The organism is Candidatus Rokuibacteriota bacterium (assembly GCA_030647435.1).
In the GTDB taxonomy this organism is placed as follows: domain Bacteria; phylum Methylomirabilota; class Methylomirabilia; order Rokubacteriales; family CSP1-6; genus AR37.
The window spans coordinates 1-21,157 of sequence record JAUSJX010000034.1 but is presented as its reverse complement, the minus strand read 5'-3'; the positions used below and the strand labels follow the sequence as shown (position 1 = coordinate 21,157).

Here is a 21,157-nt window from a genome sequence, read left to right as displayed (position 1 = left end):
CCGTCCCGTCGACGCGGTAGCGCAACCCGTCGAGACGCTGCGCCGTGCCCCTCACCGCCACCCCCACACCAGGCGGGCCGCCACGCGACCGAGGCGAGCTGCCGAAACCCCCTCGCGCGTGGCAAGGCGAAGGGCGTGGCGGAGCCCGACGGGCGGGCCGTCGCCCACGGACACGAATCGGCGCGCGGCTTCCCACGCCACCTCCGGGAGCGCCGCGTAGAGCTCGGGCGCGCGGAGTGCGGCCTCGACCCTTCGCCCCGCATCGACGTGCGCTGTCACACCGAGTCGGGCGAGCTCCGCCCGGTAGGCCCGCTCCAGCGTCGTGGCCGAGAAGTCCCGAGCCCGATGGGCGGCCACTGCCGCCACGCCCGCTGCCGCTCCGGAGGCCATCGCCAGGTTCGCTCCCTCGTGCGTCACCCCCCGGGACACGAGGAGACCGGCCGCGTCCCCGGTGAGGAGCAGACCGTGACTGGCGAGGCGGGGAACGAGGTCGGCGGCGCCGAGGGGAAGGAGGTGCGCTCCGTACTCGAGCGGCTCCGCTCCCCGCAGCCACGGGCTCACCGCCGGGTGAGCCTCGAACGCCGACAGCAGTTCCTCCGGCGTGACGCCGGCCGCCGCCAGCTGATCGAGGCGACAGATGACGCCCACGGAAAGGCTGGCGTGATTGGTGTAGACGAAGCCGCCTCCCTGCATTCCGCGCGTCGGGTGGCCCACCGCTTCCAGCGCGACGCCTTGCCTGTCGCGGACGCCGAACCGCTCCTCGATCACGCCTGGAGCGAGGGCGAACACCTGCTTGACGCCGAGCGCCAGCGCCGAGAGCGGGAAGTCGGGGCGCGCTCCGGCACGGCGCGCGACAACCGAGTTCACGCCGTCGGCCCCGACGACGATCGGCGCGAGCGCCCGCCCGTCGCGGCGGCGCGTCTCGACGCCGACGACGCGCCCGTCCTGGATGACCACATCGTCGACGACGGTGGCGGGGACCAGGACGGCGCCGGCAGCGCGCGCTTCCTCGGCGAACCAGCGATCGAAGGGCGGTCGCCTGACGGTGTAGGCGTCGGCCGCGTCGGTGGCACCGATCTGGAGCGTGAGGCTCCCCTCGTCAGTCAGGAATGCGAACGCCCGGCGCACCACGTGCCGCTCGAGCGGTGCCCGATCGGCGAAGTCGGGAACCAGCGCGGCCAGCGCGTGGGTGTGGAGGATGCCGCCGAAGACGTTCTTGCTCCCGACGGTTTCGCCACGCTCGAGGAGCAGCACGTGGAGGCCCGCTCGAGCCATCACCAGCGCAGCTGCGGCGCCCGCCGGCCCGGCGCCCACCACGATGGCGTCCCAGCCGCGTGTCATCTCGCGACCCCGGTGAATCGGGTTGGCCGAACCGTCTTCCGGGCGTGGAGCCCGGCGATCACGCGAGGGAGGATCGCGCGGGCATCACCGACGAAGCCGACGTCGGCGACGCGGAAGATGGGCGCGGATCGGTCCGTATTCAGCGCGACGACCACACCCGCGTCCTTGATGCCCATCGTGTGGTGGATCGCGCCGGAGATGCCGCAGGCGACGTAGATCCGGGGCGCCACCGTCTTCCCCGTTTGCCCGACCTGGAGCTCATACGGGAGCCAGCCCGAGTCCACGACCGGGCGCGTGGCCGCCACCGCTCCGTAGAGACACTGGGCCAGCTCGCGAACGAGCGAAACCCCCTCGGGCCCGCCGACGCCTCGCCCGGCGCCGACCACGACGTCCGCCTCGACCAGCGGAACGTCCTCGGGGGCGAGCCGGCGGATCCCCACGCGACGCAGGCGAGGCGGGGACAGCGACGGCGACGCGTCGACCACGCGCGTTGGAGCACCGGCGCGTCGCTCGCTCTCGGGCTCGGGGAGACGCTGTGGACAGAGGGTGGCCACGATCCGGGCCGCCGCCGGGAACGCGAGCGTAGCCTGGAGACGGCCGCCGAGGACGAGTCGGGCGAAAATCGGCTGGCCATCGTCACCGACCTCGACGTTGACGCAGTCCGCGACGAGACCGGCGCCGAGAGCCACGGCAAGCTGCGGTGCCAGGTCACGTCCGGTCGGTGTGGCGGCGAGGAGCACGAGGTCGTCCGCTCCCGACACGAGCATACGGAGCGCCTCCACCCACGGCCGCGCTTCATACGGCGACAGCACCGAATCCCGAACGACGTGGAGCGCGCCGGGCGTCGCGACGGCCATCCGGATGACTGCGCGGTCGAGCGCAGCACCAGGTGTCCCCATCAGGAGAACGTCGCATCGCGTCCGCATGAGCCCGGCGAGGCGCTCGCCCTCGGCGACGAGCCCCAGGCGGATCCGCTCGGGGACGGCATCGTCCGCCTCCGCCACGACCCAGACTCCCCGGGACCCTGCGCTCATCCTTCCTCCCTAGAGGGCCCGCGCGGCACGGTGGCCTTCGAGGATCGCGTGCGCCACGGTCCGGGGGGCGGTGGCGTCACCGACCACATGGACCTCGGCGATGCCGGCCTGCCGCAGCCGAGCCACCAGCCCGTCCTCTGCCACGTCATCGGGCACGATGACCACGGCGTCCACGCCTTCGATCGAGCGCGTCTCGTCGCTCCACACCTCCCCGAGCGTCACGGTGCCGTCGCCCACCGCCCGCAGCACCGACTGCGGCGTGAGAACGATTCCCTTCTGAGCGGCGCGCTGGACGAAGCCGAGGAGGCTCGAGCCGTTGAGGTCGAAGCCGACGTAGGGCAGACGCGAGACCACTTCGACGTGGTACCCCTGGTCCGCGAGCCACTCCGCGGTCGCCAGGGACTCCCAGCCGGTCCGGCCGCTGTCGATCACGACGACAGAGCGGCCGGGGACCTTTTCGCCGGCGAGCACGTCGTGAACGGTCATGACCGGTGTGGTCTCGGTACCGGTCACGCGCACGGGCCCTGGCCGCGCTCCCGTAGCCACCACGACGACCTCGGGATCGGCGGCGAGCACCACGTCGACGGTCGCTTCCTTCCCCACCACCACCGTGACGCCGAGTCGGCTCGCCTCGCGCTCGAGGAAGCGGACGATGCCCCCGAACTCGGCGCGGAGCGGCGGCGTGGCGGCGAGGCGGACCTGGCCGCCCAGCACGCGTTCGCGCTCATAGAGGCTCACGCGGTGGCCGCGGAGCGCGGCAACCCGGGCTGCTTCCAGTCCCGCCGGCCCGCCGCCCACCACGACGACCCGCCGGGGTCGTGCCGTCGGTCGCAGCGTCCCGTGGCCCAGCTCCTCTTCGCGCCCGGCCGCCACATTGTGGATGCACGCGAGATCGCCGCCGCGGTAGAGACGGCCGATGCACTCCTGGTTGCATGCCACGCACGGGCGGATCTCCTCGCCGCGCCCCGCCCGCGCCTTGGCCGGCCAGTCGGGATCGGCGATCAGGCCCCGACAGATCGCGACGAGGTCCGCCTGCCCCTCGGCCAGCACCCGCTCGGCCTGGACCGGATCGTTGATCCGCCCGGTCGCGATAACCGGCTCCCGCACGCTCTCGCGCAGGGCCGCGGCGTACCCCACGAATGCGCCTGGCGGCACGTGCATGTCGGGGATCATCAGCGCGTAGGAGAGTCCGTGGTTGCCGACGCTGACGGACAGCACGTCCATCAGCCCCCAGCTCGACACGGCCGCCGCGATCTTCGTGGCGTCCGCCAGCGTGAGCCCTCCGGTCGTGAACTCGTCGGCACTGACGCGCACACCGAGCGCGAAGTCCGGCCCGCACGCGCTCCGCACGCCAGTGAGGATCTCCCGGAGGAATCGCAGGCGGCTCTCCAGCGAGCCGCCGTACGCGTCCTCGCGCTGGTTGCTGAGCGGCGAGAGGAACTGGTGGATCAGGTAGCCGTGCCCGGCGTGGATTTCGGCGCCATCGAAGCCGGCCTCTCTGAGGTGGGTGGCGGTGCGGACGAAGCCCGCCACGACGTCCTGGATCTCCTCCACGCTGAGGGCGTGAGGCAGCTGGTAGCTGGCGGGTCCACGGAGGGCCGATGGGGCCTGCGCCGCCTGCTCCGTGAAGAGCCCGGTCGCCATGTCGCGACCGCAGTGCCAGAGCTGCCCCATGATCCGGGTCCCGTGGGCGTGCACGGCCTCGGCGATCCGGCGAAAGCCGGGCACGCACTCGGGATCGAAGCCCCACACCACGCGCTCGAACGACGTGCTCGCCGGGTGCACCGCGGTGATCTCGGTCACGATGAGCCCCACGCCGCCTCGGGCGCGCTCCGCGTAGTAGCGGGCGTGCCGCTCCGTCGGGTGATGGGCCTTTCCGAAGCCGGTGAAGTGGGCCGGGAACACGATGCGGTTCGGCACGGTCAGGCGGCCGATCCGGATCGGCGAGAAGAGGAGCGAGGGCGCCGCGCTCATGGCGTCTCCAGCAGACGGCCGTAGCCGCGCACCGGCTCGCCGACGCCGACGGCGCGCAGGATCGCCCACAGCGTGGCGGTCAGCGACGTCACCACGGGCCGGCCGAGATCGCGCTCGAGCGCGCCCGCCACCAGGTGGGATCTGAGCGCGATGCAGGACATCAGGAGACCATCGGCGCGATCGACCCACGCCCCTCGCGCGATCCGGTAGATCTGCCCGGGGGTGGGATCGTGAAGGCCGACGGGGTCCGCGATTCCCATGGCGACGCTCCCGGAGAGCTCGAACCCCTCCCCCTCGAGATAGCGGGCTTCGAGCTTTTCCAGCTCGGCGGTGTACGGCGACACGACCACGGGACGCCGGATTCCGAGGTGACGCAGGGCTTCGACGATGGCGCTCATCGTCGTCAGCGCGCGCGTCCCGGCCGCCTGGCGGATCTCCGCGGCCACCTCCCGATCGTGGGCAGGACCCTGGACGAAGGAGCCGGCCGTGCAGCAGTACGCGATCAGGTCGACCCGCGCCGTCGCCAGGTCGCGGGCGGCGTCGAGGACCCGCGCGGCCATCTGCTGCACTCCTTGCACGTCAGCGGCGCCCGTGAGCGTCAGGCGCGCCGCGTGGAACGTGACGCCTTCGGGAGCCAGACGCGGCAGCGCGGTCTCCACGAGGAGGTTGGTGCTGGGAACGATCACTCCCACGCGGGCTCGCCAGCCGAGGACGTCCTCGCGCCACATGCTGTCCTCCATCGCTAGTCCCTCCGCTCCCGGTCCCAGGTCGCGGCCGTCATGCCGTCGGCCTTCAGGAGATGCTTCTGGATCCGCTCCGAGGGGGTCTTGGGCAGAACGTCGCGCGCCTCGAAGTAGCGCGGGACGGCGAAGCGCGCCACGCGCTCGCTCAAGAACACCGCCAGCTCTTCGAAGGAGGCGCGCTCGCCGGGCTTGAAGACGACGACCATCTTGACCTCCTCCTCGCCGAGGTCCGATGGCACGCCGAAGGCAGCCGACTCCAGCACGGCGGGGTGCGTGTTCAGCATGGCTTCGAGCTCGAAGGAGGAGATGTTCTCGCCGCGCCGGCGGATCACGTCCTTCTTGCGATCAACGAAGTAGAGGTGGCCGTCGGCGTCGACGTAGCCCATGTCGCCCTGGTGCCACCAGAGATTGCGGAAGGCCGGGACGGTCTCCTCGGGCTTGCCCCAGTAGCCGACCAGCATCGTGTGGGGGACGCGCGGACGGAAGAGGATCTCGCCGACCTGACCCGTCGCCACCTCCTCGTCGTTCTCGTCGGCGATCCGCATCTCCCAGTACTCGCCGACGACCTTGCCGCAGGCGCCCGGGGGATGGCCCTCGGGCGACGAGTAGACCGGGACTTGGATCTCGGTGGAGCCGAAGCCGGTGAGGAGCGTGACGCCGAATCGCTCCTCGAACCCCCGGTGGACCGACGCGAGCAAGGGCACGCCGAGGCCGACGCGGGCCGGATGGGCACGGTCGTCGAGCCGCGGCGGCTGCTTCATCAACATGCTGAGCACCGACCCCGAGTAGATGAACGCCGTGCACGCGTGCTTACGCATGTCGTCCCAGAAGCGGCTGCCGCTGAACCGCTCGACGAGCGCGATGGAGTTCCCGGTGACCAGCGCCGGCAAGGCCGTCATCGCCTGCGCGGTATTGTGATAGTACGGCAGGCAGGAGTACACCACCTCCTCGCCCGGGCGGTAGCCCATCTGGCGGGCGATCATCTGGGCGAAAAAGATCTGGTGATGGTGGCTCAGCATCACGCCCTTGGACGGGCCCGTCGTCCCCGAGGTGTGGAGGATCGCGCTCAGGTCCGTGTAGTGCACCGACACGTCGGGCTCGCCATCGGAGGCGTCGGTGAGCTGCTGGTGGGCGCACGTCCGGAACCGGAGGCCGGTGGGATCGTCCTCGCGGCCGCTCGGATCCCAGATAATGACCTCCTCGAGCGTGCGGAGATCGCGCTCGACCGCCTTGAGCGTGCCGAGCAGGTCGCGGTGGATGAGGAGGCGCCGGGCGCCCACGTCGTTGATCGCGTACGCCAGACCCGGGCCGCGGAAGTTGGTGTTGACCGGGACCTCGATGGCCCCCGCCTTGTTGATGCCGAACCATGCGAAGAGCGTGTCGGGATGGTTCGGCAACATGAAGCACACGGGCTCGCCATGCCCGACACCGAGCGACCGGAGCCCGTTGGCGACCCGGTTGGCCCGGCGGTTGGTCTCGGCGAAGGTGTAGGCCTGGCTGCCGAAGAAGAGGTAGGGGCGATCGGCCGCGGTCCGCGCCTGGTCGACCAGCACGCTCCCGAGCACCGCCGACTCTCGCTCGTAGCGCATCGCCCGTCTCTCCTCGCTCACAGCGCGCGACCCAGCACGTGCCCCTCGCGGATCGCCTCGGTGATGCGTCGGGGAGCCACGCAGTCGCCGATCGTGTGGACCCGCACGCCGGCCGCGCTGAGCGCGTTCGCGAGCCCGACGCACGCTTCCTGGTGGGGGACGCGGATCAGCGTGTCGACGTCCTCGAGCACCGTGGGTCGACCGGAGAGGACATGTGCCGCCACCACCTGCCGTTCGCGCACCTCGCGGATCGTGTGGCTCGTGATCCACCTGGCGCCGCGGGCGCGAAGGCGCCGGAAGAGGTTCGGCGCGCTCTCGGCCGGGATCTCGGGGCCGGCCGCCAGCAGCGGCGTCACCACCGTGACCTGCCGGCCCCGCTCGGCCAGGAACTCCGCCGTGCCCCAGCACTGCCAGAAGCCGACGCCCTCGTCGGTGAGCACCACGCGGCGCCCCGCGCGCTCGGGATCCTCCAGCGCCTCCCACACGGTGAGCTGCAGGGGGGCGCCGTTGGCCGGCGCCGGGGCGGGCCGCGGCTCCGAGCCCGTGGCCAGGACGACGACGTCGGGCGCCTCGCGCTCCACGAGCGCCGGCGTCACCTCAGTTTCCAGCCGGACCTCGACGCCGAGCTTGCGGACCTGGGTCTCGAGGAAGCGGATCACCTCGCCGAGCTCCGTGCGGGTCGGCACGCGCGTCGCGATCCGCACCTGACCGCCGAGGGCCACCCGCCGCTCGCACAGCACGACCCGGTGCCCGCGCAGGACCGCGATGCGGGCGCACTCCATGCCCGCGGGGCCGCCGCCCACCACCAGCACGGACCGCGGCCGCTCCGCGCGACGGAGCGTCCCCGCGCCCAGCTCGCGCTCGCGTCCCACCGCCGGGTTCTGGATGCACGAGATCCCCCGGCCCCGGAAGTGTGTACGGCACTCCTGGTTGCACGAGGTGCAGATCCGGATCTCCTCGAGCCGTCCCTCGCGCGCCTTGAGCGGCAGTTCCGGATCGGCGATGAGCGCGCGGCACATCGCCACGAGGTCGGCGTGGCCATCGGCGAGGATCTGCTCGGCCTGCACCGGATCCTTGATGCGCATGACCGTCGCCACCGGCAGGCGCACCGCCTCCTTGATCCCGGCCGCGAGGGGCACGAGCGCCCCCGGCGGGACGGTCATGTCGCCGATCATCACGTCGTGGACGGTGTAGTTGCCGACGCTGACCGAGAAGTAGTCGAGCGCGCCCGTCGCCTCGAGCCGCCGGACGATCTCCTGCATGTCGCGGAGGGTGAGCCCGCCCGGCGTGAGCTCGTCGCCGCTGATCCGCATCCCCACCGCGAGGCCCGGGCCCACCTCCCGGCGGACCGCGCTCACGACCTCGAGCGCGAACCGGAGCCGGTTGTCGAGCGAGCCGCCGTACTCGTCCTCGCGCTGGTTGCTCCACGGCGAGAGGAACTGCTGGATCAGGTAGCCGTGGCCACCGTGGAGCTCGATCCCGTCGTACCCCGCGGCCTTCATGTGGCGCGCCACGGTGACGTAACCCGCCACGACCTCGGCGATCTCGTCCCGCGTCATCGCGTGCGGCATCTCGCGGCTGACCGGGCACGGGATGGCCGACGGCGCCCACAGCGGCAGGCCCGAGAAGAATCCGTCGCTCTGCCGCCCGCAGTGCCACACCTGGCCGAAGACCTTCGCCCCGTGCTCGTGGATGCGCTCGGCGACACGGCGGAAGCCCAGGATGACCTTCGGGTCGTAGCCGAGGATCACGTTGTCCATCGGCCGCGACGTGGGATGGACCGCGGTGATCTCGGTGACGATCACCCCGACGCCGCCGCGGGCCCGCTCGGCAAGGTAGGCGGCCAGGCGCTCGCCGGGGACGTTGTCGTCCGCGAACATCGTGCCGTGGGCCGGGAGGAGGATCCGGTTCGGGACCGTCACGGGCCCGATCCGGAGCGGGCTGAAGAGATGCGGGAACTCGCGACTCATCGCGCCACCCCCGTCGTCCGCCGGAGCCGGTACCCGGCCGCCTCCCGATCCCACGTCGCCGGCGTGATCCCCTCGTCGCGGAGCGTGCGTTTCTCCACGCGTTGCGTCGGCGTGAGGGGAAGCGCGGGACGCACCTCGACGTAGCGGGGGACGGCGAAGTACGGCAGGTGCTCCTCGCAGTGGGCCAACAGCGCTGCCGGGTCGAGGCCGGCGCCCTCGCGCAACACGAACACGACCTTCACCTCGTCCTCGCCCACGTCGGAGGGAACGGCGAACGCGGCCGAGGTCAGCACCGACGGGTGGAGGTTCACCACGCTCTCCACCTCGACGGACGAGATGTTCTCGCCGCGGCGCCGGATCACGTCCTTGATCCGGTCACGGAAGTGGAGGAAGCCGTCCTCGTCGATGACCGCGGCGTCGCCGGTGTGGAAATATAGATTTCGCCACGCTGCCGCCGTGGCCTCGGGCTGGCCGTGGTAGCCGAGGAACGTGATCCAGGGCTCCCGCGGCCGGAGCACCAGCTCGCCCATGACGCCGCGAGGCACTTCCCGGTCCTCCGCGTCCACAATCCTGACGTCGTAGGACGGCAGGATGCGGCCCGCCGACTCCGGCCGCGGGTTGCCGGGCGGCGTGAAGGCGACCATCGACGCTTCGGTGGAGCCGTAGCCGCTCACGAGCTCCACCCCGAAGCGCGCGCGGAAGTCACGGTACACGTCGGCGGGCACCGGGACGCCGAAGCCGACGCGCAGGTGGTGGCTTCCCTCGTCGGGCCGCGCCGGCTGCTTGAGGAGGATGGCGAGCATGGAGCCGATGAAAATCAGCACCGTGCTGGCGCTCTCGCGGACCTCGCGCCAGAAGTGGTTCGCGCTGAACCGCTCCACCATCGCCACCCGCGCGCCGACCTGCAGCGCGGGATAGGCCAGGAGGGCCTGGGCCATGTTGTGGAAGTACGGAAGGCACGAGAAGACGACGTCGTCCCCAGTCATCCCCACGTGGGTCGTCACGTTGCGGGCCAGGACGAACTGGTGGCGGTGGCAGAGCATCACGCCCTTGGAGAGGCCGGTCGTGCCGGAGGTGTGCATGATCGCCATCACGTCCTGGGACCCGACCTCGACGTCAGGCTCCCGGGCCGGGCCCTCGAGCAGCTCGGCGAACGGGACCGCCGGGAAGGGGAAGCCCGAGGGGACGGCGCCGGCGTCGTGGCGATCGAAGACGATCACCTCGGCGATCGAGGGAACGTGCTCCGCGACGCGCGCAATCTCCTCCAGGTACTCGCGTCCCGCGATCAGCGTGCGGGCGCCGATGTCGCCGAGCACGTGGACCAGGCTCTGACCCCGGAGGGCCGTGTTCACGGGCGCCTCCACGGCACCGAGCTTCGAGAGCGCGAACCAGGTGATGAGGAGCTCGGGGACGTTGGGCATCATGAGGCCGACGACGGTCCCCTTGCCCACCCCGCGCGCCGCGAGCCCGTTCGCCACCCGGCACGCGATCTCGTTCATCGCCCAGTAGCTCCATTGCCTTCCCGCACAGGTGAGAAACGCCCGGTCCCCGAGGCGCTCCGCCTGCTCGGCGAGGACGCGGCCGAGGGTATCGGGCGCGGACGCGCGGCTCACCGCGGGCTCCCCACGGCCGCTTCAGAGGGTGAGAAGACCTTGACCGCCGCTGTCAGGTCCGATTGCCCGAGCCCCTGGTCCCGGGCCGCCGCATAGACCTGACGGGCGGCGGCCATCATCGGGAGCGGCACGTCGACGGTGGTGGCGAGGCGGAGCGCGAGCTCGAGGTCCTTGAGGACGGTGTCCACTGTGGCGAAGATCCGCTGGTCGCGGCCGAGGATCCTCGGCACGTGCGTCCGCACCATGAAGGAGTCGGCCGAGCCGGCCTGGAAGAGCCCCGACAGCCGCTCGGGGTCGAGTCCGAGGCAAACACCGAGGCGCAGCGCCTCCTCGATGAGGGGCAGCTCGCTCAGCGCCTTGAGGTTGTTGACGATCTTGGCCGTCATCCCGGCGCCGAGCGGCCCCATGTGCAGGACGTCGGAGGCGACGGCCTCCAGCACCGGCCGTACCGCCGCGAGCGTGATCGCGTCGCCGCCCACCTGGAGCAGCAGCGTCCCCGCCTCCGCGGCCGGGACGCCGCGGCTCATGGGCGCATCGAGCATCCGCACGCCGCGGGTGGCGAGAACGGCCGCGCAGCGGCTGACGACGTCGGGGTGGTTCGTCGTCATGTCGACGACGATGCTTCCCGGCCGCGCGCTGGACGTGATCTCGCCCGGTGAGATGACGAGCGCCTCGACCTCGCTCGCACCGGGCACGACGAGCAGGACGACGTCCGACCGAGCGGCCAGCTCACCCACGCCGGCGGCTTCGATGGCGCCTTGGGACGCCAGCGCCGCCACCGGCTCGGGGTTCCGGTGTCCCGCCACGACGACGGGAAAGCCGTGGCTCAGGAGATTGCGCGCGAGGAGGTAGCCCATGCGCCCGACACCGACGACACCGACCACCGGCTTCTCCTCGCTCGGCGCCATCAGATGGCTCTCCCGGCGAGGTGGCCTTCGTACACCGCGTCGAGCACGCGGCGCGGAGCCAGGCAGTCGCCCACCACGTGGAGCTCGGGAACGCGGCCCTTGAGCGCGCGGGCCAGCTCGTTGCGCGCCCGGCTTCCCATGGCCAGCACGACCGTGTCGACGGCGCCGATGGTTCCCTTGGCGTTCGTGAAGAGGTCGAGCGTCCTGACGGAGTCGGGCAGGATCTCCGTCACCACCGTCGCCGGATGGAACGCCACGCCGCGCTTGCGGAGGCGACCGTAGAGCGGGCCGAGCGAGGTCGGATTGATATCCATCCCCGCGTGGAGCAGCCGGCTCACCACGTCCACGCGCTTCCCCTGGGCGGCCAGGTACTCCGCGACGCCGAGGCCTCCCCAGTCGTGCAGGTCATCCACGAGGACCACGCGCTCGCCCAGCGCCCGGCCGTTACTGAGAACGTCCCACACGGTGAGGACGTGAGAAAGCACGACGCCCGGCACCTCGGCCACGTCGGGACGAACGGGTGTGTAGCCGGTCCGGACGGGGACCGAGCCCGTCGCCACGACCACGGCATCGGGCGCGTGACGGAGGACGTCATCGGCGCCGACCGTCGTGCCGAGGCGGACTTCGCAGAGTTGACGCACCTGCCGCTCGAGCCAGCGCACCAACCCTTCGAACTCCTGGCGGCTCGGGAGCCTCGCGACCAAGAGCGCCTGACCACCGAGCGCGTCCGCAGCCTCGACCAGCGTCACCTCGTGCCCACGCAGGGCGGCGACGCGCGCCGCCTCCATCCCGGCCGGGCCGCCGCCCACCACCAGGACGCGCCGGCGCCGCGAAGCCTTCGTGAGCGTGCCGATCCCGAGCGTCGCCTCGAGCCCCACCGCCGGGTTCACGGTGCAGCTGATGGGGGCGTGGCGGATCTCGCGGCCGATGCACCCCTCGTTGCAGGCGATGCAGGGACGGATGTCGTCCAGGCGCCCGTCGCGCGCCTTCGAAGGCAGTTCGGGATCGGCGAGCAGGGCGCGGACCATTGCGATCAGGTCGGCGTGCCCGTCGGCCAGGATCTTCTCGGCCTGCACCGGGCTGTTGATGCGGCCGACGACCGCCACCGGCGCCCGCACCACCGACTTGATGCCCGACGCCAGGTGGACGAAGAGGCCGGGCGGGAACGACCCGTCTGGAACGATGAGCGGAAACGCGTAGTAAGTCGTGCCGCTGATGCTGAAGTAGTCGAAGAGGCCGAACGCGTCCAGACGCCGCGCGATCTCCCTGCAGTCGTCCGGTGTCAGCCCGCCGGGCGTGAAGTCGTCGCCGTTGAGCCGGAGGCCGAGAGCCCGATCCGGCCCGATGGTGCTCCGCACCGCCCGGGCGGTCTCGACGACGAAGCGCAGACGGTTGTCGAGCGATCCGCCCCAGGCGTCGGTGCGCAGGTTGGAAACGGGCGACAGGAACTGGCTCATCAGGTAGCCGTGGGCGGCGTAGAGCTCGACGCCGTCGAAGCCGGCGTCCACCACGTTGCGCGCGCTCAGCACCGTGTGGGCGATGACATCCTGGATGTCCTCCTCCTCCATCTCCTTCGGCGTCTCGCGGTAGAGGAGGCACGGGATGGGCGAGGGCGCCCACGGGACGCGACGGGAGTAGACGGAGGGCGTCTGGCGGCCGTGGTGCGAGAGCTGCGAGAAGATCTTCGCGCCGTGCTCGTGGACCCGCTGCGCGATCCGGCGGTAGCCGGGAATCGCCCGCTCGTCCGAGATCAGGTTGAACCCCGGATGGGCGAGGCTGTTGGGGTGAACCACGGAGCCGCCCATCACGATGAGGGCCGCGCCGCCGCGCGCGAGGTCGCCGTAGTGCGCCGCCTGGCGCTCGGTCGGCAGGTACTCCTCGGAGGCGAACAGCGCGGCGTAGGGCGCGACCATGATGCGGTTCCGCAATGTCACCGGCCCGAGCCGGATCGGCGTGAAGAGGTACTCGAAGGCGGCCGCCATCTCAGAGCCCCGCGCACCGGGCGATGACGAGCCGCTGGATCTCAGAGGTGCCGCCGCCGATCTCGCCGAGCTTGGCGTCACGGAAGTGGCGCTGCATCTCCGTCTCCATCATGTAGCCGTAGCCGCCCATCAGCTGGAGCCCCTGGTTGGCGATCCGCATGTACGCCTCGGTGGCGAAGAGCTTGGCGATGGACGACTCGCGGTCGGACGGAAGCCCCATGTCCACGCGCCAGGCCGCCTGGTAGGTGAGCAGCCGCCCGGCCTCGATCGCGACCTGCATGTCGGCGATCTTGCCCTTGGTGAACTGGAACGCGGCGATCGGCTGGCCGAACTGGCGGCGCTCCTTGACGTACGTGATCGCCTGCTCCATCGCCCGCTGGGCACCGCCGGTGTAGATGGCGGCGATGCACGAGCGCTCGCGGGCCAGGATCTGGCAGAGGTGGTCCCAGCCCCCGTTGAGGCGGCCGAGCAACCGGCCAGCGGGGACACGAACGTCGTCGAGGAAGATCTCGGTCGTGGAGAGGCCCTTGAAGCCGAGCTTCTTCAAAAGACGGATCTCGAAACCGCGTGTGTCGCGGTCGACCAGGAAGAGCGAGATGCCCTTGTGCTTAGGGGCGGGGGCATCCGTCCGGGCGGCGACCATCGTGATGTCCGAGACGTTCGCTCCCGTGCAGAACATCTTCTCGCCCTTCAGGACCCACTCGTCGCCGTCGCGCGAGGCCGTGGTGGTGAGGGACGCGGCGTCGGAGCCCGAGCCGCTCTCGGTGATCGCCATGGCCACCCGCATCTCGCCTTGCGCGATGCGCGGCAGGTACCGCTTCTTCTGGCTCTCGTCGCCGAAGTGCGCGATGGCGTCGGCGCCCACGAAGTAGAGCGAGTAGAAGATGTGGGAGACCAGCGGCCACTGCTGGGCGAAGGCTTCCAGCGCCAGCGAGACGTCGAGCGCGCCCGCGCCGCTGCCGCCATAGGCCTCGGGGACCACGAGGGCGAACCACCCGGCGCGCGCCATCGTGTCGAGAAACGCCTCCGGCAGCTGATCCTGCTCGTCCGCTTCCTGGATCATCTGCGGCGAGGACGCCTTGAGCATGAAGTCGCGGATGCTCCGCCGCATGAGCTCCTGCTGCTCGGTGAGCTGGAAGCCGATCATGTCGCTCCTCCCTCGCGCGGCGCGCCCTCAGGCACCCAGATACTCCTTGCCCAGGTACGTCTGGATGACCCGCGGGTCGCGCGCCACGTCCTTCGGTGGGCCCTCGGCGATCTTCTCGCCGTGATGGACGACGCAGACGCGGTGGGACAGGGTCATCACCACCTTCATGACGTGCTCGATGATGAGCAGCGTCACGCCCTGCCCGTTGATGCGGCGGACCAGCTCGATCATCCCCATCGTGTCCGCCGCGTTGAGGCCCGCCATGACCTCGTCGAGCAGCAGCATCTTCGGCTGCGTGGCCAGTGCCTTGGCCAGCTCCAGCCGCTTCAGCTCCGGGGTGCTCAGGCTCCCGGCGCTCTGTCCGAGGTGCTGGCCGAGCCCGAGCAACTCCAGGATCTGGACGGCGACGGCGCGCGCCTCGGTCACGTGCCTCGTGCGCGCGAAGGCGCCCACCATCGTGTTCTCGAGCACGGTCAGCTGCGCGAACGGCTGGGGGATCTGGAAGGTCCGGGTGAGCCCCAGTCGACAGATCTCGTGCGGCCTGAGACCGACCACGCGATGCCCGGCAAAGGTGATGTCGCCGGCATCGGGCCGATAGAACCCCGAGACGAGGTTGAAGGTGGTGGTCTTGCCGGAGCCGTTCGACCCGATCAGCCCGAAGATCTGCCCTTCGTCGACGCAGAAGCTCAGCCGGTTGACAGCCTTGAGGCCCCCAAACGTCTTCGCGAGCTCGTCCACCTTCAGCAGCGCCGTCATGCAGCCCCCTCCGCGCGCGCACGCGCGACCTGCCGGCCAGTCCGCGTGCGGAGCCGCCCGGGCAGGCTCACGAGCCCCGACGGGAGAAAGATGACGACCGCCATGATCGCGAGGCCGTAGATGATGCGGCCAGCGGCGGCCCCCTGCGAGGTCGAGAGAGGGATCAGGCGGACGGCCTCGTCCAGCAACGCGAAGGCCGTCGAGCCCAGGATGGGGCCGGCCACAGTCCCCTTGCCGCCCAGGACCGAGCCGAGAACCATCCTGATGATGATGTCCAGCCCGAAGTTGGTGTCGGGCTGCAGGTAGAGAATGAACTGCGCGTGGAACACGCCGCCGGCGGCCGTGCAGAAGCCGCTCAGTCCCGCCGCCCGGAGCTTGCAGCGGTAGGCATCCACGCCCAGGGCCTCGGCGGAGTCCTCGCGCTCGCGGATGGCGAGCAGGCAGTACCCGAGCCGCGAGCGGCGCACGTGCCACGCCATCAGCGTGATCAGGACCAGCATCGTGAGGACGATGTAGTAGTAGGGCAGCGGGCTCAAGAACTGGAACTTGCCGGGCGCGTCCTTCAGGTCGAGCTGGAGCCCCCAGGTCCCGCCGAGGAACGCGCTCTCCAGCACCACGGCCCGCGTCAGCTCAGCCATGGCGAGAGTCGCGACCGCAAAGTAGATCCCGCGTAGGCCGAATCGGAAGCTCACGGCCCCGATCGCCACCGCCAGCGCCGCGCCGAGCAGGCCGCCGAGCCAGAGGCCGATCCACGGCGTGAGCCCGAGCTTCAGGTTCAGCAGCGTGACGAGGTAGCCGCCCGCGCCGAAGTAGATCGCGTCGCCCAGCGAGAGCTGCCCCGCGAAGCCGCCGACCAGGTTCCAGCTCTGGCTCAGGTAGGCGTAGAGCAAGGTCAGGATCGCGGTGCTGAGGAGCCACTCGGGGAGCCCCCAGGGAAGCCCGACGGCGGCGACGGCGAGGGCGAGCCAGCCGGCCAGCTTCACGCCCGGGCCCCGAAGAATCCCGACGGCCGCACGAGCAGGATCACGATGACGAGGCCGAGGCTCAGCGCCGCGCTCAGCGTGCCGGGGAGGAAGATCTCGCCCACGGATTGGCTCAGCCCGACCACCAGCCCTCCCACCAGCGAGCCGAGGAAGCTCCCCATCCCGCCGAGGACCACGACGACGATGGCGACAAGCACGAACTGCACACCGCGCCCCGGCGTGACGGGAAGGAACCCCGCGAGGGTGGCTCCAGCGATCCCCGCGCACGCCACGCTCAACGCGAACGCGGTCAGGTAGACCCGCTGCACGTTGAGGCCGACGACCAGCGCGCCTCGCCGATCGTCCGCCGTCGCGCGGATCGCCTTCCCCGTGTCCGTGTACCGGATGAGCCAGAGGAGCGCGCCCAGCACCGTCACCGAGGTGACGAACGCCAACAGCAGGCCCACGCGGAACGAGCCGAACGGCGTCGCCCAGATGCGGTCGAGAAAGGCGATACGGATATTGTGGAGGTCCGCGCCGAAGAGGAGCAGCGTGAGGTTCGAGAGCACGATCATCAGGCCGAAGGTCATCACGAGCTGCATGTCCTCGGGCGCCGAGAGGATCGGCTGGAGCAGCGTCCGGTAGATCACGGCCCCGGCCAGGAGGAACACCGGGATGCTGACCAGGGCGCCGAGGTAGGGGTCCACGCCGACGGCGACAAAGAGCAGGTAGGCGCCGTACATCCCCAGGCTCACGAGCTCGCCGTGCGCGAAGTTGAGGATGCGCATGACGCCGAATACGAGCGTGAGGCCCACAGCGATGAGGCTGAAGACGCCGCCGAGGAAGATCCCCTGGGTGATCGCCTGCAACAGGACGCTGGTCTGGACCATCGATCGCACCATCCCGGCTGACGTGTTGAACTTCAGTCCCAACCGACGGGTTGAATTTCGACCAATGAGTTTTCATCGGCACTCTCTCGCATCTGCGCCGGGCCGCGCAATAGAGCAAATGCATCATTTTGCTAGCGCCAATGCCTCAGGCGCTGGCGCGAGATCGGCTCTCGCGTGAGCTCTACATAGTCGATTTCGCGCAGCTATTCCGGGGTCGTGGTCGAAGCGCCCGCTCGGGGCGCGGTGACGCAGGCAGACTTCCGGTCAGCCGCGTGCGCATTTAGGTCATCGTGAACACCCCGATCGCTCCATGGTGAACGCCCAGATCGGCGCATCGTGATCGGAGCGGAGCGACGGCGGGCCACCCAAAAGTGCCGGACCCTGACCCGGCGCGTTCGCTACAATCGGGCCGCAGCCACGCAGGGCACCCGGGGCGAGCTGACTGGCGACCTATCGGTTCCGCGTGAAGACGGACAGCCATGACTCAGAAAGGAGATAAGCGTGGAAAAGATCACTTTTTTTAGCGACGGGGCAAAAATCAGAGCAAACCTTTATCTTCCTGCCAATTATAAAAATGGGGGGAAAATTCCCGGCATCGTGGTCTGCGGAGGATACACCTCTGAAAAGGAGGGCCGGAGCGCCCAAGTCGTACCACCTCTAACAGCCGCGGGCTTTGCCTGTCTTATCTTTGACTACCGGGGTTGGGGCGAGAGTGAAGGGGATAGGAATCGTCTGATCTGTTCTGAACAAGTTGAAGACATCAAGAGCGCAACTTCCTACCTTCTGCAAAGGGATGAGGTGGACGCGGAAAAGGTAGGTTTGGTGGGATTGAGTTTAGGCGGTTCCCATGTCGTGTCCGCGGGAGCAGAGGACCAAAGAGTAAAGTACGTGGTCGGGATGTTTGGAGTTGGAGATGGAGCACGATGGCTCAGGGGCATGAGGACCCTGGTGGAATGGAGGAGATTCCAAGAGGAGGTCGAAAAAGACAGCTTAGAACGCGCGAAAACCGGGAAGTCGAAGTACTGGGATTCGCTGGATGTCATGCGCCTAAGTAAGGAAGAGAAAGAGGCCTATCTCTCAACCCACAAGAAGACAGAGATCTCCTTGAGCTCCGCTGAAAGTCTAATGAACTATAGACCAGAGGCTGTGGCGAACAGAATTTCTCCAAGGCCGATCTTCTTTGTTCACACAGAATCCGAATTGCTGGTTCCCTATGAGGAGACGATTTCTATGTGCAAGATGGCTGGAGAACCCAAGGATCTTTGGATCATCCCCTCTTCGTTAGTCAAGATGCATTTTGATGTCTATAAGAGCCCTGGGCCTTGCGATGAAGTGATGAAGGTGGTCACGGATTGGATTAAAGGGAAGCTGAAAATTTGAGGTTTGATGTATCCCAAGGTGAGAGAGGCTCAATGTCGCAGACAATGGACAGAATGCGCGGATGCCGGCCCACGATTGTCCAGATCGGAAATCCCGGTTGAAGGGTTTCGTCACCCATATCCTGTGATAACCGGAAAAATTGCCGCGTATTAGTCGGTCCCCGGTACAGCAAAAGCCTGCAAGACTCCACCATCAATCACGATCTCGGTGCCGGTGGTATAGCTGGAGGCGTCGGAAGCCAGGTAAATCGCGGCTCCGACTATTTCATCGGGTTCGCCGATGCGTCCCATAGGCGTCATGTTGGCCATGGTTTCTTTCTGCTTTTTGGCCTCTTCCGGCGGAAGATGGAACCAGTGCGAATCTAACAGCTTCGTGCTGATCGGCCCGGGGGCAATCGCGTTCACCTGAATATTGAAGGGCGCTAGCTCTGCGGCAAAAGCCCTGGTTACCATTCGGACGCCGGCCTTGGAAATACTATAAATACTCGCTCCAGGTTCCGGCTTGAAGCCATCGATGGAGGTGATATTTATTATTTTCCCCCCGCCCTGCTTCTTCATGATCCTGGCGACAGCCTGGCTGGAAAAGTAAAGCCCTTTCAGGTTCAGGTTTATGATGGTGTCCCAGAGACGCTCGTCGGAATCCAGCACGGTCCCGATCGCAGGAGTGGTACCGGCATTATTGGCCAGTATATCGATCCTGCCGAACCTGTCCAACACGGTGCTGACCATCTTGTTGATCTCTTCCATCTTCCCCAGGTGCGACTGGACAGGTAGTGCCTCACCCCCGAAGGCCTTTATTTCCGCAGCAGTAGCTTCAAGGTCGTTCATCTTACGGCTGGCAATCGCAACCTTGGCACCGGCGTTGGCAAAGCCCTGGGCAATCGCCCTTCCGATACCTCGGCCACCGCCCGTTACGATCGCTACCTTGCCTTCAAGAGAAAATCTCGAAAGATCGAACATCTTCTAACCTCCTTTCATGAGTTGAAGGGAGTTGTCCCGCCGGCTGTTGGACTTGGCTGAGCGGCGGCGGTCCCGCATTATAGCTTGCGCGCCTGCGACACCTCGATGTGAGTGCTCGCAGCGACCGTCTGCGGGCATACCGACATAGCCACCCCCTTCTTCAAGATCGTTCCTGAGCCTTCCCTGGTCCTCGCCGAGAAATCGCCGCGGCTCAGAAGAGCCTGTCGACTCACGCCAGTGCCGCCACCAGCGTCTCGAGCTCCTGATGGCCTTTGATCCGGCGGAAGGGCGTCGCTGCCCGCCCGAGCCCCAGGCCCGCCCAGCGCCGAATCATCGCAGCGTCGTGCCAGCGCTTGACGTTGCGCGTGACGTGGCGCACGGTCCCGATCAGGTTCTCGATGCAGTTCGTCGTGGCGAAGAAGCGCTGCAGCCGCGTCGGCAGGCCGAGGGTCAGCACGGTGAGGCCAGCGGAGCGCAAGCTCGAGGGCCGGGTGCGGCCCCGCGAACGGCCCCGCGTCGATGCGGGCGTCGATACCCCACGCATCGCGCAGGGTCCCACCCGGCAGCCGGACACATCCCACGACGGCGGCCGAGGCGCCCGACTGCCGCGCGATGAATTGCTCCAGGCCCTGGCGAAGGCGATCCTCCGCCCGCTCCACGGCAGCCCCGGCGCTCACGTCCACCGCCGCATCTCGTGCTCGGCGATCTTCACCTTGTGGACCTCGTCGGCGCCGTCTCCCAGCCGCAGGATGCGCGCGTAGCGCCACATCGCGGCCAGCGGCACGTCGTCGGTGACGCCGAGCGCGCCGTGCACCTGGATCGCGCGGTCGACGACCCGGCAGGCGGTCTGGGCGCACAGCACCTTGGCCATCGAGATCTCGGGCCACGCTTCCTTCTTGCCCTCCGTGTCCATCTTCCAGGCCGCGTGGAGCATCATCAGGCGCGCGGCCTCCACCTCGATCCTGGACTTCGCGATCATGTCCTGGACCATCTGCTTGTCCGCGAGCGGTCCGGCCCCGACGACACGCGTGGCGGCGCGGCGGCACATCAGCTCCACCGCGCGGTCGGCCATGCCCACCGCCCGCATGCAGTGGTGGATGCGGCCGTGCCCGAGCCTCGACTGGACGGCGGCGAACCCGGCTCCCTCCTCGCCGAGCAGGCTCCGCGCGGGCACGCGGACCTCGTCGAAGCGGATCTCGCACTCGCCGGGGCTGCTGATGTGGCCGAAGACCGGCGGCGAGCGGAGGATGGTGACGCCCGCGGTCTCGGTCGGCACGAGCAGCAGGCTCACCCGGCGGTGCCGGGAGCCGTCGGGATGCGTCACGGCGGCGACGATCAGGATCCGCGCGTGCATGGCGCCGGTGGTGAACCACTTGCGCCCGCTGATGACCCAGGAGTCGCCGTCCCGCACCGCGCGCGTCTGCATCTGCGTGGGATCCGAGCCGGAGGTCATCGGCTCCGTCATGGAGAACCCGCTCCGGATGCGCCCCTCCAGCAGCGGCTCGAGCCACTGCGCCTTCTGCTCCGGGGTCCCGTACTGGGCAAGGATCTCCATGTTCCCCGTGTCGGGCGCCGAGCAGTTGAAGACCTCCGACGCCCACACCACGCGCCCCATGATCGCCGCCAGCGGGGCGTACTCGACGTTGGTCAGCCCGGCGCCGTACGTGGGATCAGGGAGGAAGAGGTTCCACAGCCCGGCCTCGCGGGCCCGCTGCTTGAGCTCCTCGAGGATCGCGGGCCGGTGATGCCGGTTGCCGGAGGCTTCGATCTGCTCGTAGAACACCCGCTCGTTCGGATACACCTGGCGCGCCATGAATGCCGCGAGCTGCTCGACCAGCATCCTGACCTTCGGGGACGAGGCGAAATCCATTGCGCGGTGTCTCCTTATGAACCGTCGAGTCGCATGGCG

General features: G+C 69.1%; 17 protein-coding genes. 1 reads left to right on the top strand and 16 read right to left on the bottom strand.

The genetic code is table 11. The features are described 5' to 3' along the window. Positions 1–51: 51 nt before the first annotated feature. The 13 genes from Q7W02_06650 to Q7W02_06590 are packed head-to-tail and all read right to left on the bottom strand — an operon-like array spanning position 52 to position 16,909. Positions 52–1,341, bottom strand: coding sequence for an FAD-dependent oxidoreductase (locus tag Q7W02_06650; GenBank protein ID MDO8475867.1), 1,290 nt, complete (start codon positions 1,339–1,341; stop codon positions 52–54). Further along, positions 1,338–2,375 carry an electron transfer flavoprotein subunit alpha/FixB family protein gene (locus Q7W02_06645; GenBank protein MDO8475866.1) on the bottom strand — a complete coding sequence of 346 codons (1,038 nt, stop codon included), beginning with the start codon at positions 2,373–2,375 and terminating at the stop codon, positions 1,338–1,340. The genes Q7W02_06650 and Q7W02_06645 overlap by 4 nt, the downstream gene beginning before the upstream one ends. Before the next feature lie 9 nt (positions 2,376–2,384). Beyond that, entirely contained in the window at positions 2,385–4,349 is a 1,965-nt protein-coding gene (locus Q7W02_06640) for an FAD-dependent oxidoreductase (GenBank protein MDO8475865.1), read from the bottom strand. Then, positions 4,346–5,089 carry a maleate cis-trans isomerase gene (locus Q7W02_06635; GenBank protein ID MDO8475864.1) on the bottom strand — a complete coding sequence of 248 codons (744 nt, stop codon included), beginning with the start codon at positions 5,087–5,089 and terminating at the stop codon, positions 4,346–4,348. The genes Q7W02_06640 and Q7W02_06635 overlap by 4 nt, the downstream gene beginning before the upstream one ends. A gap of 2 nt (positions 5,090–5,091) precedes the next feature. Further along, entirely contained in the window at positions 5,092–6,681 is a 1,590-nt protein-coding gene (locus Q7W02_06630; GenBank protein ID MDO8475863.1) for an AMP-binding protein, read from the bottom strand. A 17-nt stretch (positions 6,682–6,698) separates the two neighbouring features. Continuing rightward, positions 6,699–8,651, bottom strand: coding sequence for an FAD-dependent oxidoreductase (locus tag Q7W02_06625; GenBank protein MDO8475862.1), 1,953 nt, complete (start codon positions 8,649–8,651; stop codon positions 6,699–6,701). Further along, positions 8,648–10,264 (bottom strand): AMP-binding protein, encoded by a 1,617-nt coding sequence (locus Q7W02_06620; protein MDO8475861.1) that lies wholly within the window; start codon positions 10,262–10,264, stop codon positions 8,648–8,650. Before Q7W02_06620 ends, Q7W02_06625 begins: the two co-directional genes overlap by 4 nt. Further along, entirely contained in the window at positions 10,261–11,172 is a 912-nt protein-coding gene (locus Q7W02_06615) for an NAD(P)-dependent oxidoreductase (protein MDO8475860.1), read from the bottom strand. Before Q7W02_06615 ends, Q7W02_06620 begins: the two co-directional genes overlap by 4 nt. Then, positions 11,172–13,154: an FAD-dependent oxidoreductase gene (locus Q7W02_06610; protein MDO8475859.1), complete on the bottom strand. Its 1,983-nt coding sequence runs from the start codon at positions 13,152–13,154 to the stop codon at positions 11,172–11,174. Before Q7W02_06610 ends, Q7W02_06615 begins: the two co-directional genes overlap by 1 nt. Before the next feature lies 1 nt (position 13,155). Beyond that, complete coding sequence (locus Q7W02_06605) at positions 13,156–14,301, bottom strand: acyl-CoA dehydrogenase family protein (protein MDO8475858.1); 1,146 nt, start codon at positions 14,299–14,301, stop codon at positions 13,156–13,158. Between the two features lie 27 nt (positions 14,302–14,328). Beyond that, positions 14,329–15,057, bottom strand: coding sequence for an ABC transporter ATP-binding protein (locus tag Q7W02_06600; protein ID MDO8475857.1), 729 nt, complete (start codon positions 15,055–15,057; stop codon positions 14,329–14,331). Beyond that, on the bottom strand, positions 15,054–16,040 hold the full coding sequence (locus Q7W02_06595) for a branched-chain amino acid ABC transporter permease (protein MDO8475856.1): 987 nt from the start codon (positions 16,038–16,040) through the stop codon (positions 15,054–15,056). The genes Q7W02_06600 and Q7W02_06595 overlap by 4 nt, the downstream gene beginning before the upstream one ends. Then, positions 16,037–16,909 carry a branched-chain amino acid ABC transporter permease gene (locus Q7W02_06590; protein ID MDO8475855.1) on the bottom strand — a complete coding sequence of 291 codons (873 nt, stop codon included), beginning with the start codon at positions 16,907–16,909 and terminating at the stop codon, positions 16,037–16,039. The genes Q7W02_06595 and Q7W02_06590 overlap by 4 nt, the downstream gene beginning before the upstream one ends. Positions 16,910–17,410: 501 nt before the next feature. Between Q7W02_06590 and Q7W02_06585 the strand changes: the two genes are divergently transcribed. Continuing rightward, positions 17,411–18,289 carry an alpha/beta hydrolase gene (locus Q7W02_06585; protein ID MDO8475854.1) on the top strand — a complete coding sequence of 293 codons (879 nt, stop codon included), beginning with the start codon at positions 17,411–17,413 and terminating at the stop codon, positions 18,287–18,289. Positions 18,290–18,438: 149 nt separating this feature from the next. On the opposite strand, the gene Q7W02_06580 is transcribed toward Q7W02_06585, so the two are convergent. From Q7W02_06580 to Q7W02_06570, 3 genes are all read right to left on the bottom strand, one after another. Then, the gene (locus Q7W02_06580; GenBank protein ID MDO8475853.1) at positions 18,439–19,248 is read right to left on the bottom strand and encodes a glucose 1-dehydrogenase; all 810 of its coding nucleotides are present in this window, start codon (positions 19,246–19,248) and stop codon (positions 18,439–18,441) included. Between the two features lie 229 nt (positions 19,249–19,477). Beyond that, positions 19,478–19,705: a hypothetical protein gene (locus tag Q7W02_06575; GenBank protein ID MDO8475852.1), complete on the bottom strand. Its 228-nt coding sequence runs from the start codon at positions 19,703–19,705 to the stop codon at positions 19,478–19,480. 216 nt (positions 19,706–19,921) lie between these two features. Next, on the bottom strand, positions 19,922–21,118 hold the full coding sequence (locus Q7W02_06570; protein ID MDO8475851.1) for an acyl-CoA dehydrogenase family protein: 1,197 nt from the start codon (positions 21,116–21,118) through the stop codon (positions 19,922–19,924). Positions 21,119–21,157 lie beyond the last annotated feature (39 nt).

Excerpts from the sequence above, each read along its gene's own strand:
- Q7W02_06600 (MDO8475857.1), bottom strand. The coding sequence starts at position 15,057 with ATGACGGCGCTGCTGAAGGTGGACGAGCTCGCGAAGACGTTTGGGGGC.
- Q7W02_06645 (MDO8475866.1), bottom strand. The coding sequence starts at position 2,375 with ATGAGCGCAGGGTCCCGGGGAGTCTGGGTCGTGGCGGAGGCGGACGAT.
- Q7W02_06640 (MDO8475865.1), bottom strand. The coding sequence starts at position 4,349 with ATGAGCGCGGCGCCCTCGCTCCTCTTCTCGCCGATCCGGATCGGCCGC.
- Q7W02_06610 (MDO8475859.1), bottom strand. The coding sequence starts at position 13,154 with ATGGCGGCCGCCTTCGAGTACCTCTTCACGCCGATCCGGCTCGGGCCG.
- Q7W02_06570 (MDO8475851.1), bottom strand. The coding sequence starts at position 21,118 with ATGGATTTCGCCTCGTCCCCGAAGGTCAGGATGCTGGTCGAGCAGCTC.
- Q7W02_06580 (MDO8475853.1), bottom strand. The coding sequence starts at position 19,248 with ATGTTCGATCTTTCGAGATTTTCTCTTGAAGGCAAGGTAGCGATCGTA.
- Q7W02_06605 (MDO8475858.1), bottom strand. The coding sequence starts at position 14,301 with ATGATCGGCTTCCAGCTCACCGAGCAGCAGGAGCTCATGCGGCGGAGC.
- Q7W02_06650 (MDO8475867.1), bottom strand. The coding sequence starts at position 1,341 with ATGACACGCGGCTGGGACGCCATCGTGGTGGGCGCCGGGCCGGCGGGC.
- Q7W02_06615 (MDO8475860.1), bottom strand. The coding sequence starts at position 11,172 with ATGGCGCCGAGCGAGGAGAAGCCGGTGGTCGGTGTCGTCGGTGTCGGG.
- Q7W02_06635 (MDO8475864.1), bottom strand. The coding sequence starts at position 5,089 with ATGGAGGACAGCATGTGGCGCGAGGACGTCCTCGGCTGGCGAGCCCGC.
- Q7W02_06630 (MDO8475863.1), bottom strand. The coding sequence starts at position 6,681 with ATGCGCTACGAGCGAGAGTCGGCGGTGCTCGGGAGCGTGCTGGTCGAC.
- Q7W02_06625 (MDO8475862.1), bottom strand. The coding sequence starts at position 8,651 with ATGAGTCGCGAGTTCCCGCATCTCTTCAGCCCGCTCCGGATCGGGCCC.
- Q7W02_06590 (MDO8475855.1), bottom strand. The coding sequence starts at position 16,909 with ATGGTCCAGACCAGCGTCCTGTTGCAGGCGATCACCCAGGGGATCTTC.